16 protein-coding genes are annotated in these 13,894 nt (G+C 37.2%); 6 read left to right on the top strand and 10 right to left on the bottom strand.

Translation table 11 applies throughout. The annotated features are described in order from the left end of the window. Positions 1-96 precede the first annotated feature (96 nt). On the top strand, positions 97-1,836 hold the full coding sequence (locus NC797_RS10230) for a peptidoglycan D,D-transpeptidase FtsI family protein (protein WP_272436690.1): 1,740 nt from the start codon (positions 97-99) through the stop codon (positions 1,834-1,836). Position 1,837: 1 nt separating this feature from the next. Here NC797_RS10230 and NC797_RS10235 read toward each other — a convergent pair whose 3' ends face one another. Beyond that, positions 1,838-2,077: a hypothetical protein gene (locus tag NC797_RS10235; RefSeq protein ID WP_272436691.1), complete on the bottom strand. Its 240-nt coding sequence runs from the start codon at positions 2,075-2,077 to the stop codon at positions 1,838-1,840. 217 nt (positions 2,078-2,294) lie between these two features. On the opposite strand from NC797_RS10235, the gene NC797_RS10240 reads away from it, so the two are divergent. Both NC797_RS10240 and mtnN read left to right on the top strand, forming a co-directional pair. After that, positions 2,295-3,002: a YrrS family protein gene (locus tag NC797_RS10240; protein WP_272436692.1), complete on the top strand. Its 708-nt coding sequence runs from the start codon at positions 2,295-2,297 to the stop codon at positions 3,000-3,002. A 32-nt stretch (positions 3,003-3,034) separates the two neighbouring features. Further along, positions 3,035-3,733 carry a 5'-methylthioadenosine/S-adenosylhomocysteine nucleosidase gene (mtnN, locus tag NC797_RS10245; RefSeq protein WP_272436693.1) on the top strand — a complete coding sequence of 233 codons (699 nt, stop codon included), beginning with the start codon at positions 3,035-3,037 and terminating at the stop codon, positions 3,731-3,733. A 77-nt stretch (positions 3,734-3,810) separates the two neighbouring features. Here the strand turns inward: mtnN and NC797_RS10250 are convergent, their stop codons facing one another. The 9 genes from NC797_RS10250 to sda form a co-directional block, all read right to left on the bottom strand. Beyond that, positions 3,811-4,002, bottom strand: coding sequence for a hypothetical protein (locus tag NC797_RS10250; RefSeq protein WP_272436694.1), 192 nt, complete (start codon positions 4,000-4,002; stop codon positions 3,811-3,813). Positions 4,003-4,190: 188 nt separating this feature from the next. Beyond that, complete coding sequence (gene sigK, locus NC797_RS10255) at positions 4,191-4,901, bottom strand: RNA polymerase sporulation sigma factor SigK (RefSeq protein WP_272436695.1); 711 nt, start codon at positions 4,899-4,901, stop codon at positions 4,191-4,193. Positions 4,902-5,084: 183 nt separating this feature from the next. After that, positions 5,085-5,447 carry a monovalent cation/H(+) antiporter subunit G gene (gene mnhG / locus NC797_RS10260; RefSeq protein WP_272436696.1) on the bottom strand — a complete coding sequence of 121 codons (363 nt, stop codon included), beginning with the start codon at positions 5,445-5,447 and terminating at the stop codon, positions 5,085-5,087. After that, positions 5,434-5,745 carry a Na(+)/H(+) antiporter subunit F1 gene (locus tag NC797_RS10265; RefSeq protein WP_272436697.1) on the bottom strand — a complete coding sequence of 104 codons (312 nt, stop codon included), beginning with the start codon at positions 5,743-5,745 and terminating at the stop codon, positions 5,434-5,436. Before NC797_RS10265 ends, mnhG begins: the two co-directional genes overlap by 14 nt. After that, a complete protein-coding gene (locus tag NC797_RS10270) occupies positions 5,742-6,218 on the bottom strand; it encodes a Na+/H+ antiporter subunit E (protein ID WP_272436698.1) in 477 nt (158 codons plus the stop codon). The genes NC797_RS10265 and NC797_RS10270 overlap by 4 nt, the downstream gene beginning before the upstream one ends. Before the next feature lie 6 nt (positions 6,219-6,224). Then, positions 6,225-7,706 carry a Na+/H+ antiporter subunit D gene (locus NC797_RS10275; RefSeq protein WP_272436699.1) on the bottom strand — a complete coding sequence of 494 codons (1,482 nt, stop codon included), beginning with the start codon at positions 7,704-7,706 and terminating at the stop codon, positions 6,225-6,227. After that, on the bottom strand, positions 7,699-8,037 hold the full coding sequence (locus NC797_RS10280) for a Na(+)/H(+) antiporter subunit C (RefSeq protein WP_272436700.1): 339 nt from the start codon (positions 8,035-8,037) through the stop codon (positions 7,699-7,701). Before NC797_RS10280 ends, NC797_RS10275 begins: the two co-directional genes overlap by 8 nt. After that, positions 8,037-10,373, bottom strand: a complete 2,337-nt coding sequence (locus tag NC797_RS10285) for a Na+/H+ antiporter subunit A (RefSeq protein ID WP_272436701.1) — start codon at positions 10,371-10,373, stop codon at positions 8,037-8,039. Before NC797_RS10285 ends, NC797_RS10280 begins: the two co-directional genes overlap by 1 nt. Positions 10,374-10,753: 380 nt before the next feature. Then, positions 10,754-10,894 (bottom strand): sporulation histidine kinase inhibitor Sda, encoded by a 141-nt coding sequence (gene sda / locus NC797_RS10290; RefSeq protein WP_272436702.1) that lies wholly within the window; start codon positions 10,892-10,894, stop codon positions 10,754-10,756. Between the two features lie 402 nt (positions 10,895-11,296). Here sda and NC797_RS10295 point away from each other — a divergent pair, with 402 nt between their 5' ends. From NC797_RS10295 to aroE, 3 genes are all read left to right on the top strand, one after another. Further along, on the top strand, positions 11,297-11,812 hold the full coding sequence (locus NC797_RS10295) for a YqeG family HAD IIIA-type phosphatase (protein ID WP_272436703.1): 516 nt from the start codon (positions 11,297-11,299) through the stop codon (positions 11,810-11,812). A 2-nt stretch (positions 11,813-11,814) separates the two neighbouring features. After that, positions 11,815-12,915, top strand: a complete 1,101-nt coding sequence (gene yqeH, locus NC797_RS10300; protein ID WP_272436704.1) for a ribosome biogenesis GTPase YqeH — start codon at positions 11,815-11,817, stop codon at positions 12,913-12,915. 114 nt (positions 12,916-13,029) lie between these two features. Next, on the top strand, positions 13,030-13,875 hold the full coding sequence (gene aroE / locus NC797_RS10305; RefSeq protein WP_272436705.1) for a shikimate dehydrogenase: 846 nt from the start codon (positions 13,030-13,032) through the stop codon (positions 13,873-13,875). Positions 13,876-13,894 lie beyond the last annotated feature (19 nt).

The following is a 13,894-nucleotide window of genomic DNA, read 5'->3' on the forward strand; positions in this document are numbered from 1 at the left end:
CAAAAAGCATTTTTAAGTTATTTTACTTAAAATGCTTTTTTTATGGTTAAACACTCTTTCTTAAGTAGATACTTGTTGCTAAGGGAGAGTGATTAAATGAAAACGAAGCGTGTGAAATTTTGGGCTTTTTTGTTGGTCTGTAGCTTTGGTCTCCTTTTATATCGGTTAGCGGACATCCAATTGTTTTCCACGGAAAAATTTGGCGATGAACAGGTTAATCTGCTTGAACAAAGTGTTAAACAACAGTCCAGTTCCATTAATCTAACAAGTGGCCGTGGCGAACTATTAGATCGGAATGGTCAATCATTAGGGAAAAGTCAGGTCAAAGATATTGTTCTTTTTCCACTTATTCAAACGATCGGACTGCCACAATCATTTAAAAATCTATTAGAAGCGGAAACGATTTCTTTAACTGACATTGAAACGGAGCTTAAAGAACCAACTTATCTGTCAGAAATGATTGGAGAAGAAATCGATTCAGATCTATATAATGAAGTGAAAAACAGGAAGATTCCTGGGGTAATGGCTGTTGAGCGTAGCCTTTTAGCCGATCCAGAAATTGGGCAACATTTTCTTGGTATTGTTCGAGAAAATCCAAATGCTTATTATAATCGCTATGACGAATCGCCTATTTTAACAGATCCAAAGCCTATTGGAATTTCTGGTTTACAGAAGGCATTTGACCCATTTTTACAATCAGACAACTCGAAGAAACTTTTATATCAAGTAGATGGAAAGGGAAATCCAATGCTTGGCTTAAATGTTCGATACATTGGAGAACAGGATCCGTTTTATCCCGTTCAATTAAAAACGACAATGGATCTGCCCATCCAGAACATGGCTGAAAAGGTTGTAGACAACAACGGGCTTGAAAAAGGTGGATTGGTTTTGTTAGATATAGAATCACGAGAGGTGCTGGCAATGGTATCTCGACCATCTATTAATTCAGAGTCTCCTTATCAAAATCAGTCCATTGTGAATCAGATGCTCGTTCCTTTTTATCCAGGATCTATTTTCAAAACAGTAGTAGCGGCGGCAGCTATCGAAAATAATACAGAGAGTTTGAATAGAACGTATGATTGTAATACGAATTTATATGGAGATGAACCAAGTGAACGTAAACTAGGGACATTAAACTTCCAACAAAGTTTTGCGCAAAGCTGTAATAATGCATTTGGAACCATTGGATCAAAACTAGTGAATGCCAATCCTCAAATTTTTGAGGAGTACACGGAAAAACTCGGTCTATTGGGCCCTGTTGGCTGGACTGGGGATGTGTTTCGTTATTCCAATTTTAAACAGTTTCCTGCAGAAAAGAAAGGGAGAGTTTGGGGGAACAAATACGATAGAAACGTTGAAAAGGCTATTCGTCAGACATCTATTGGGCAAAAGGACGTAAAGGTTACACCACTCGCAGTCGCCAATATGATGGCAACAATCGCAAATAATGGCGAGAAGCAATACGTTCGAGCTGTAACAGATATTTTATATCAAAATAACACAACTATGTACACATTTAAGGCGAACAAGGACAACTCGAATCGAATAAAATCAGATACGGCTCTTCGTCTTCAAGGATTACTTGAAAAGGTTGTAACAGACGGTACTGGTCGTTCCTTAGATGGACTAGGTGTTGCGGGGAAATCGGGGACGGCAGAAACAGGACAGAAAGGGGCATATCATCATTGGTTTGCAGGGTATTTTCCAAAACAGAACCCTAAATATGCTATGGTTGTAGTTGATCTTTATCAAACAGATACAGACGCACAGACATATCCAGTGTATAAAGAGGTTGTTCAAAACATAAATGAAATGAACGGGGTCTCCAACGATTAGATTAGGAGACCTCTGCTTCCCTTTGAATATACTTGTAGTTAGGAAGTAGAAAGTTCTGTATAAATATTTCTTTATCCTGTGCAATAATAAACTGAAAAACAGTGCGTTCATCCATTCCTGAAAATTCAAGTTGTTGACCATTTAATAGATAAATGATAAATACGCGGTTGTTTTTATCGTATCCAATTTTTTCAAATGATAAATTACCCCACATTTGTTGATCGAACATTGTAAATTTCAATTGATAACACACTCCTTAACATCCTACTTTGTTTTATATTTGATGTTTATGCACGTTCTCCTTCCTATATGCCAAAACTAGAAGAACTTCGACAAATTCATGAAAATTTTTTGAGTTACAGAGGTTGTACAAAACATACAAAATACTATTAGATATTTTGGAGCATTGGTTGAATTGGTAGAACATAGTATAATATAGAATAAGGAGGGTGAACTAGATGTCTGAAGAATACGATACATATTCTAGAGTAGATCGATTTGACAAGCGAAGAAAAAACACAAAGATGATATCTGTGTTTATTGTGTTGGGTTCATTATTAATCGTTTTATTAGTGGGTCTTCTTATTTTTGGTGGGGGTAAGGATGAGCAGGATCAAGCAGCTACGTCAAAAACAGAAGAAACAGAAAATGATGCTGTTGACGAACTGGATGGTGAAACAGGCCAAATGGACGAGCCAGAAGATACGAATGAGAATACAGGCACAGATGAGGATACTGTTAATGACGACCAAGAATCGGTACCCAACATTGAAAGTGACACAGAGGAACTAGATAATCCGCAAGATGATAATGTTATTCGAGCGTATACAGGGGACTGGGAACCTGTTGGGACACCAAAAGAAGGACCATATCAATTCCCACAGCAAGATTCTCAGGATTGGCAGGAAATGATCGATGCGGTGAGTCTAGCTACAGGGCTTAGCAAGGACAATATGATACAATGGTGGGTCACTAATAATGGCGAACAGTCCATTGTTGCAACAGTAACGAATAATGAACAAACAGAGAACTACAGGGCTTATGTTACTTGGATAGAAAATGAAGGATGGAAACCAACGAAAGTGGAAGTATTAAAAGAAAATGATCAAAAGGATCGTTTTTCTCAGGATGAGGACACCAATGATGGTGAGTCAGAGGATAATTAGGAAAAGGGCTCGGTAGGTAAGGAGGAACCGCGATGATAATCGGCATAATAGGTGCAATGGATGAAGAAGTAAAACGACTAGAGGAATACATGGAAAAAGAAGAAGAAACTACGATTGCTGGCTGTCGTCTTGTTAAAGGAAAGCTGTTTAATCGTACTGTAGTCTTACTGAAATCTGGTATTGGAAAAGTAAATGCAGCAATGGCTACTACTATTTTACATGAAAGATACCAGCCAACGTATATCATCAACACTGGGTCGGCTGGTGGGTTTGCTAATGAACTCGAAGTGGGAGATTTGGTTATATCCACAAAGGTCACACATCATGACGTAGACGTAACAGCTTTTGATTATGCATATGGACAGGTTCCAGGGATGCCTGCAATGTACGAGGCCTCACAAAACCTGGTTCAATTAGCGATTCAATCGGTGGATGAAATGGAGCATTTACATGCCGCGGTAGGTGTGATTGCAACAGGTGATTCTTTTATGCAGGATGAAAAAAAAGTATCCTTTGTTAGAGAAAAATTCCCCGATATGTTAGCGGCAGAAATGGAAGCTGCAGCAATCGCACAAGTTTGCTATCAATATCGTACCCCGTTTGTGATCACGCGCGCTTTGTCTGATATTGCTGGTAAGGAATCGTCTGTTTCCTTTGATGCTTTTTTAGAAAAAGCATCAAATAATTCAGCCGATTTAATTATGAATATCGTTCAAAAGCTTGATTTGTAATGCTCGTTCAACAAAACGATAAATCCGAAACAAAGCCTCTGGTGCGCCATTTCACCAGAGGCTTTGTTTTATACTTATCAATCAAGGTTGAAATAATATCCGCTACCAAATAGTAGTAGTAGAACAAGCGCAATGATGATCCACCCAAAACCATTCGTACTTCCCCCATAGGCGTAACCAACTGGTGGTTGAGGAACGTAGTAAAATGGTGTGTAAGGTGTATAAGGTGTATGTGACCCGTATGGCGGATATCCAAAGCCTGGTATCATGGTGTTCACCTACCTTTACATACTAATTGTATCTCTACATCAGCTACTATTAGGATATGTGTCGTCTATCTTTTTGTACTATTATACTGGTCGGTAAAGGTAAAAATAGGCGAATTTTCTTTAGTTGAACAACCTCTATTTGGACCATTTCCTTATAAAACCACCTCGTAAAGGTGAAATGGCAACTATTAGGTTGTGTTCTTTATTTCTTTTTTGTAGTATTCATGAAACACCTTCATTAAAGCGCGTTTTTCAATTCTAGAAACGTAACTTCTAGATATATTTAATTTTTTTGCGATTTCTCTTTGGGTTAGTTCGTCTTGGCCATTTAGACCATATCTACCAATGATCACTTCTTTTTCCCTCTTGTCTAAAATATCGAGGTATTCTTTTATCTTTTTTACTTCCATATTTAATTGAATGTACTCGATAACATCTTCATTCTCAGCTTGTAAAATGTCAATTAAGCTAATTTCATTTCCTTCTTTATCCTGACCAATAGGATCTTGAAGAGAAACGTCTTTTTTTGTTTTCTTTATGGCTCTTAAGTGCATCAGTATTTCATTTTCGATACATCTTGCAGCATATGTTGCAAGTTTTGTTCCCTTCCCACTTGAAAAGCTTTCAATTCCTTTAATTAGCCCAATGGTTCCGATAGAAATTAAATCTTCAGTGTCTTCTCCCGTATTTTCAAATTTCTTCACAATATGTGCCACCAAACGAAGGTTATGTTCAATTAAAATATTACGAGCTTCAGCATCCCCTTCGTTCATTTTTTTAATATATTGTGCCTCTTCGTCTGGAGGAAGTGGCTGTGGAAAGGCATGATTTTTTACGTAAGAAACAAAAAATAGCGCTTCCTTAATAAGAAAAGCAAGTGCGCTTAGAATGGTAGACAAATACATGCACCTCCTACATAGTTTGGGCTAAAGCCTATATATTCAACCTATGTATGGATGTGGGGAATTGTGTCTGTCCACACAAAAAAATGATTCAATTCAAATACGTGTCAATTGCTAAAGTGTACGTATTGCATGTAAAAAACCCTTAACACATATGTGCAAGGGAAGGGGCAGAAATAATTATTCGCTTTTTAGGTTTTTAACTTTTTCATATTCATCCTCAACTTTATCCCCCCACGGCTTTACGCCGCTATTATGAGCAGCTCTGGAAATCATATGTCCAGAAACAGGGGCGGTCAGAAGCATAAATGCAATTCCTAGCAGTAGTTTTCCACTGACAATGCCATGTTCAGCATACAAAAATAAGAAGGAACCGATCAGTATACCAGCAACTCCAAGTGTTGCCGCTTTCGTAGAAGCGTGCAGGCGGGTATATATATCAGGGAAACGCAATAGTCCAATTGATGTTGAGAAAATAAAGAAGGTGCCAGTTAAAAGAAAGAATATGACAATGATGTTCATACCTATGTTAATCCATGTCATGATCAATAATGACCCCCTTTTCTAAAAATTTTGCAATAGCGATCGTACCGATAAATAACAGAATCCCTATAAGAAGGATGACGTCATTAAAATAAGTCGTTACCAGAAGAACAGCCAATAACCCAGCAAGTGCCATTATGTTTACACCAATTGCATCAAGTGCAACAGCTCTATCTGGATTCGAAGGCCCCTTAATTACGCGATATAGAAGGAGAACCAACGATATGGAGATAGCAATGATACATATAATGGAAACAACTTCAACCATATTCTGAGTGAAGTCCATAATATTTGTCATCTTGTCACCTCCATAATTGCTTTTTCAAAGGTATCTTTGATCGATCTAATTGCTTCATCGATATCATCTATGTCCATTGCGTGGATATAGAGCACAGTGTTGTCATCTGATACTGCTACTGTCAAAGTACCAGGTGTTAATGTAATTAAATTAGCTAATAAAGTGATTTCCCAATTACTCTTTAATTCGGTAGGCAGTGCAAATATTCCTGGTTTTATATCTGGATTGCGCCTATAAACAAGCTTAACAATTTCAAGATTAGATAAAATTAATTCTTTCATAAAAAGAAGGATGAGGCTGATGATTTTCGTCAGCCGTTTCATGTAAAAAGCATCAGGTATAAAGCGCCGGAGCAGAAATAATAAGAAAATCCCAATGATATAGCCCGCAAAAAAGGAAGCAAAGGAATAGCTTTCACTAAGGAACATCCACATAACAGCAATAATTAGATTTAACACAATCTGAAAAGGCATTGTCATTTACTCCTTTAGTACAGAATCGATATAGATTTCTGGATTCATTAAATATTTTCCAATGGATTCAGCAATCGGGTAGAAAAATTCAGCCCCTATGCCAAGAACGACAGAGAAGAAAAGTAAAAGTATGACAGGTAACGTGAATTTCCTTGCTGCTTGTTTATCCACAGTATAGGCATCATTGTCCTTTTCTCCCCAAAAGCATTGGATAAAGATACGCATTAAGGACAAAAGAATAAGAAAACTTGTGATTAAACCAATTATTACAATGATCACTCTGTCGGAAGCAAGTCCAGCTTGCAGAAGCAGTAATTTCCCAATAAATCCGCTAAACGGTGGAATCCCTGCAAGAACAAAAGTAGCAAGTAAAAACAGCCACCCTAGTACGGGGTAGTGATGCATGAATCCTTTTATTTTCCGGAGATCAGTTGTTCCAGCTAAATATGCTACAGCACCAACCAATAAAAAGAGGGCAGCCTTTATAATCATGTCGTGTACTAAATAATATACTGTTCCACTAATAGCGGTTTGGTTAAATAAACCTATCCCCAAAATCATAAATCCAACAGCTGGAATAATGTTATATGCGATGACGAGTTTAATATTATTGGTTGACAGAGCACCAATTACACCAAACAGCATGGTCAGGCCAGCAATCCAAATGAAAAACTGTTGCAAATTTGGATCGTAAATAAAGATCAAGGTAAACACGCGCAAAATAGAATAAATGCCGACCTTGGTAAGTAATGCACCAAATAGAGCAGAAACGACTGGATTGGGAGCAACGTAAGAATTTGGTAACCAGTAATATAATGGGAACAATGCGGCTTTGATAGCAAAAACGAAAAAAAATAGAATAGCAATCGTAGTCAATATTCCCTTTTGTTCTACTTCTCCGACCCTCTCCGCAAGTTGCGCCATATTGACCGTTCCAACGACTGAATAAAGAAAGGCAACTGTAGTTACAAACAATACAGAAGAAAACAAATTTATCAATACATATTTAATGGACTCACGTAACTGGATTCGACCACCGCCTAGTACAATTAACGCATAAGAAGCCATTAACATTACCTCATAGAATACAAACAAGTTAAATATGTCTCCAGTTAAAAATGCCCCAGAAACTCCTGTAATGAGGAGAAAATAAAACGTATAAAAATAAAAATGTTCCTGTTTATTGCTTAAGGAAGAGGGTGCATAAAAAACGGCAGCCACTGCAACAAGATTTGTCGTTAACACTAAAATTATCGATAACATATCTGCTACAAGAACGATTCCATAAGGAGCTTGCCAACCACCTGCTTCTAAAGTTATCGTTCCATTTTGGTAGATGTAATAGGCGATGTAGGCAACAACCGCTAAATTGCCAAGGGTTAGTACTTTAGCTAATATTCGTACAACTGTCATTCGATTATGTAAAAATATTAACAGAATCCCTGATATAAGTGGAATGATTATCGGTAAAGCAGCTAAATTACTCATATTCGTTACCTCTCATTTTATCCATATTGTCTGTCTGATTTTCTTTTGACGCCCGATAAGCTAGTACTAGTAGTAAGCTTGTTACCCCAAAGCTAATAACGATTGATGTAAGGATTAATGCTTGTGGGAGCGGATCAACATAATCCGTTACACCTTCACGTAAAATGGGTGGTTGTCCTCTTTTTAACTCTCCCATTGTTAAAATAAATAAGTGGGCACCATTGGAAATTAATACTGTTCCGATAATAATTCGTAATAATTGTTTTTGAAGGAGGTTATATATTCCAGTTCCAAAAAGAGTACCAGCCAGAATGGACATAATAATTTCCATTATTCATTTTCCTCCTTTTTGTTACGAAGTCGTATAAGACCATAAATGCCTAGTGCAGCAATTCCTAGTACGGTAATTTCAAATAATGTGTCAAGTCCACGCATATCTACTAAAATCACATTTACAACGTTATCTCCACCAGCAAGTTCCTCGGAAGTTTCAATAAAATATTCCGAGATAGGCTCAAACCATTTACTACTATGTGAAGAGATCGCTACCATTGTCATCAACGTTCCAAAACTAATAGCGATGGCACTATTTATTATTTTTGTCCGTTTAGAATCCACATTTTTTCGTAGCTTTGGCAAATGGTAAAAACAGAGTAAAAACAAGGCGACTGTAACCGTTTCAACGATAAGCTGTGTAAGTGCAAGGTCTGGTGCTCGGTAAATGACGAATAAAGTAGATATTCCATATCCGACAACGCCCAAAATGATAATAGCTGCAATATTGTTGTTTGAAAAAATGGTTCCAAATGCAGCAACAATCATGACGATAGCTATCGAAATTTCTAAAGTAGAAACTTCAGCAAGATTACTCGTATCCATTACAAACCCTTCCGTGAAGCCCATGAAGGTAAATGTGACTAGGAGGATGGTAGTTAAAATCAAGGCAACATATCTTGATATCGAGCCATTCATATATCCTTTTGTCATTCTTGAAGAATAAGATTCTGTTTTTTCAAGAAGCCAATCGTATACTCTGTTAAGGCTAAGCGGGCCTGGTATGGCATGATAGATACCTTTCCATTTGTTTCTGAATACAAATAATAGTGTACCAATACCTACTACCGTTAAAGACATACGAAACGGTGGGGTGATTCCATGCCAAAAAGCGATTTTTTCCTCAAGCTTCATTCCTGAAATTGCTTCTGCTGCATGAGCAAGGAACGGTTGGTTTACCATATTTGGGAATAGACCAATCAGAATGATCCCCACAACAAGAATGGCTGGTGGTACAAGCATTCCGACAGGGGCTTCATGTGGTCTTTTTGGTAATGAACCAATATCCCCTTTGCCAGTAAAGGTTCCGAAAAACAAGTACATGGAATAAACAAAAGTAAAAATACTGCCAAATACCGCTAAGTACGGTATAACGTTTCGTAAAAAGGTGGTGAGCGTTAATGATCCCTCTGTTAGGTTAAGGGCAGAATCAAAAAACATCTCCTTACTATAAAAGCCATTTAAGAATGGAAGCGGCACTCCAGCCATAGAAAAAGTACCAAAAAGAGCTAGTGTTGCCGTTATTGGAAGGAAAGTAAATAAACCGCCAAGCTTCCGAATATCTCTCGAACCTGTTTCATGATCAACGATCCCCGCGACCATAAACAAGCTACCTTTAAAGGTTGCGTGATTTAAAATATGAAAAGCAGCTGCAAAAACAGCAACTTCCGTACCAAAGCCTAACATGGCCATGATCATGCCTAGTTGACTGATAGTAGAAAATGCTAAAATGGCTTTCAAATCGGTTTGTCTTACAGCCATATAAGATCCCCAACAGAGCGTAATAATTCCAACAATGCTTACAACAATAAAAAACCACTCTGATCCAGATAAAATGGGAGAAAATCGAGCAACTAGAAAGATTCCTGCTTTTACCATTGTAGCTGAGTGAAGATAAGCACTAACGGGTGTAGGTGCCTCCATTGCATCAGGAAGCCAAATATGAAATGGGAATTGCGCAGATTTCGTAAATGCACCTAATAAAAGGAAAGTCATAATCAATGGGAAATAGTCATTGTTTAACAACATCTCCTTTTGAAGAACCATTTCCTGAATGCTTGTCGTTTCAGTAATGATGGACAAAAGAATAAGTCCAGCAAACATGCTTAATCCACCAAATACAGTAACTAACAACGATTTAAGTGCTCCATACCTTGAGCGCTCTCGATGGTTCCAGTAGCCAATTAGCAAAAAGGACGAAATAGATGTGAGTTCCCAAAAACTATATAAGACAAATACGTTATCCGATAACACGACACCAAGCATGGCAGACATGAACATTAACAGGTACACATAGAAGTGACCTAATTTTTCATTTTTATGTAAATAATATATAGAATATAAGGTTACTAATGCCCCAATTCCACTAATGAGTAAAACAAAAAGTAAGCTTAGCCCGTCTAAATAGAAGTCAAGCATAATATTTAAAGATGGTATCCAGGGGACTTGCTGGCTAACAGGTTGAAAATCCTCGCCAATAAACCGAATAAAATAAAGGAAAATGCCAAGTGGGACAACAAGTGCAAAAACCCCTGTATGGATTCTTTTTTTAAATCTATTAAGGAAAGGGATAACAATTGCAATAATAAGTGGAAAAAATACGGTGAAAATCATCGAAAGAAACATCCTCCTTAAACCGAGATTGTCAAATCGGTTTTATCCTATATTCAAATTGTATAAATTATACTCTATGCTATCTAGTCCACTCCATTTTAAACAAAAGAGTAAGATAAATTCAACTGAATATATTTATTTTAAGTTCTCGTGATCGACCGTGTTCAAAAAGTTGACAAACTTTATGTTAAAAAACAGCCTCTAGGATGGAATTTATGTAGGACATATAAAAAACCCTTGTAGCAAATGCGACAAGAGCTTTAATCATTCCACTTTATTAGGTGCATATGTTTTCATATATTTGTTCCAGTTTGGTTATAGATAACTTGTCCAATATTTTGGCCTAGTTGCTTGGAACTAATTTCACAATGAAGATCCGATTAACTTGAATAGCGAATCTTGTGTGATAAGCTTCTTCTTTGAATCTCTCTCTCAATCAGATGGATGAACTCTTTACTTAAATGAAGTTCATTAGCTTTTTTGTACGATTCGATTAATAATTCATCAGACAAATGTTCCATATTACAGTCCCTCCTGTACTGGAAGTCACTCTTAAGCATTTTTAAGATAATATTACTTTACCATGAATACATATGGCGGACAAGAACCGACTTATCTACAGGCAACTGTAGATAACATGTTAGTAAACTGTATATAATTTGAGGAAAAGTTGGTACAACACTGTTTATTATGTGAACAAAGTTATCCACAGATTCGGCGGTGGCAAAAATTGTCGAAAAGTTTATAGAAAATTTTTTTGTTCGTTCGCATAGATATGTTCGTTTTACCTAAATTATGTTGAAAAATTGTGATTCTAGAAATTTTCGTCTATAGTAAATGATGAAATAAATTTTGATGTTTTGATCATCCTTTTATTCTTATTTCGGAAGTATTGGAACGTATGATGAACTGGAGTGAATACATTGCTAAAAAAGTTTTTGCCAAATGAACATGTGAAAAGCGTCCTTGACATAAAACCAGACCAATTAAAAGAACAAGGGGTTAAAGGAATCATTACGGACCTTGATAATACGTTAGTGCCATGGGATGTACGGGATGCTCCTCCTGTTATTGTGGAATGGTTTAAAATTATGAAAAAAAACGAGATAAAGGTAACCATAATCTCTAATAATAAGGAAGATAGGGTAAAACTATTTTCAAATCCGTTAGAAACGCCTTACGTGTACAATGCACGAAAGCCACTTGGTCATGCATTTCGTAAGGCCGTGGAAGAAATGAAGTTGTCAAGAGATGAGATCGTCGTTGTTGGCGATCAGCTGTTAACAGACGTACTAGGCGGAAATTTGGCTGGGTTTTATACTATTTTGGTTGTTCCTATTGTTCAAACAGATGGAAAAATTACTAGAATGAATCGGAAAATAGAACGCAGAATGTTAAATTGGATGAGAAGAAGAGGAATGATTACTTGGGAGGATTAAATGTGAAAGCAATTTTGTGTCAGGGCTGCGGAGTTGAGATTCAAACGGAAAATCCGGATAAGCCTGGATTTGTACCAGGGGCAGCATTAAAAAGCGATACCGTTATTTGTAAAAGGTGCTTTCGTTTAAAACACTACAATGAAGTACAGGATGTTTCCTATCAGGACGACGATTTTTTAAAAATGGTTAGTCAAATACGTAATACAAAAGGATTAATAATCAAACTTATCGATATTTTTGACTTTAATGGAAGTTTTATTAAGAGTCTGCCGCGCCTAACTGGAGATAATCCCATTGTTCTAGTAGGAAATAAAGTGGACTTGCTACCAAGATCAGCAAATCTGAATAAACTCAAACATTGGCTTAAAGAATCGGCCAAAGAATATGGGGTAAAAACAGAAGCAGTATTTTTGATTTCTGCTGTAACTGGCAACGGTATGGACGAGTTAGAGACCTCCATTGAACAACTAAGAGAGGGTAGAGACATTTATGTGGTTGGGAGTACAAATGTCGGTAAATCGACGTTTATTAATCAACTGATTAACAAAACAACAGGTATTGAGAACGCGATTACAACCTCTTATTTTCCTGGTACAACATTAGGATTTATTGAAATACCAATGGACAAGTCTAGTTCGCTTTTTGATACACCAGGCGTCATAAACAGAAATCAGATGGCACATTATGTCTCAAAGCAGGATCTAAAAATAATAACTCCCAAAAAGGAAATTAAGCCGGTCGTTTTTCAACTGAATGAAGGTCAAACTCTATTTTTCGGGGGGTTAGCTCGATTAGATTTTATCAAAGGAGAGCACCAGTCGTTTGTTTGTTATTTTTCAAATGCATTAAAGATCCATCGAACAAAAATAGAAAACGCAGACGAGTTGTACAAACGACAAGTTGGATCATTGCTCTCACCGCCTAACGAGGAGACATTACAAGATTTTCCTGCTTTACGATCAAGCACACACAAGGTCAGTTCCGAAAAAACAGATGTTGTGTTTCCTGGGCTAGGCTGGGTTACCATTTCAACGAGTGGTGCTACAATAAATGCACATAGTCCTGTTGGTGTTTCGATTTCATTGCGAAAATCATTAATATGACCGATAACTACCGCCTCGATCTACTTGCGACGCACAGAACGTGGCAACATTAGTCGACCTTCTGACTTGTCGATTTTATGAACACTTGCTATAAAGTGGGGAGGAGAAAGAAAAATGGGAATATCATTAGGTTTAATTGGGTATCCTGCAAAACATTCTTTGTCACCATGGATTCATCAGCGTTTTATGGAAACTGCGAAAATAAAAGGTTCCTACAACATATTTGAAATCGCTCCAGATGAATTTGACAAAGAAGTAAAAAATTTGAAAACAATGGATCTTCAAGGATTCAATGTCACCGTTCCGTTTAAACAGAAAATCATCCCTTATTTAGATCAACTGGATCCTGATGCAAAGAGAACAGGTGCAGTAAACACAGTGATTGATCATGATGGGAAATGGATCGGGTATAATACAGATGGAAAAGGATATATTCGTTCATTAAAGTCTGCTTATCCAGAAGTTATTTCTGATGATAAGAGGGTACTTATACTTGGAGCTGGTGGGGCTGCAAGAGGAATTTACCGGGCTTTAGTAACTGAAAACATGAAACAGGTAGATATTGCAAACCGAACGATTTCTAAAGCTAATTTATTATTAGAATTAGGCGAAAGGACAACGGAAACATTTATTTTTACAATGGAGGAAGCAAAAGAAAAGCTTCGCGACTATGATTTGATTATCCAAACAACCAATGTTGGCATGAAACCAAATAGTAAAGAACAACCGATCCCTTTGACCACTCTAAAGAAAGGTACGGTTGTGAGTGATATTGTGTACCAGCCTTTACAAACAGCATTTCTACAAGATGCAAAATCCCATGGAGGATTTACCCATATGGGACACACGATGCTGTTATACCAGGCTCAATATGCGTTTGAACTATGGACGAACCAAAAGGTCGAAGTGGAGTTAATGGACAGGGAATTAGAACAAAGATTGAAAGGTTTTGAAACATGATAAAAGGGAAACCGCTTTG

This window comes from Terrihalobacillus insolitus, from assembly GCF_028416575.1.
GTDB classification, from domain to species: domain Bacteria; phylum Bacillota; class Bacilli; order Bacillales; family Amphibacillaceae; genus Terrihalobacillus; species Terrihalobacillus insolitus.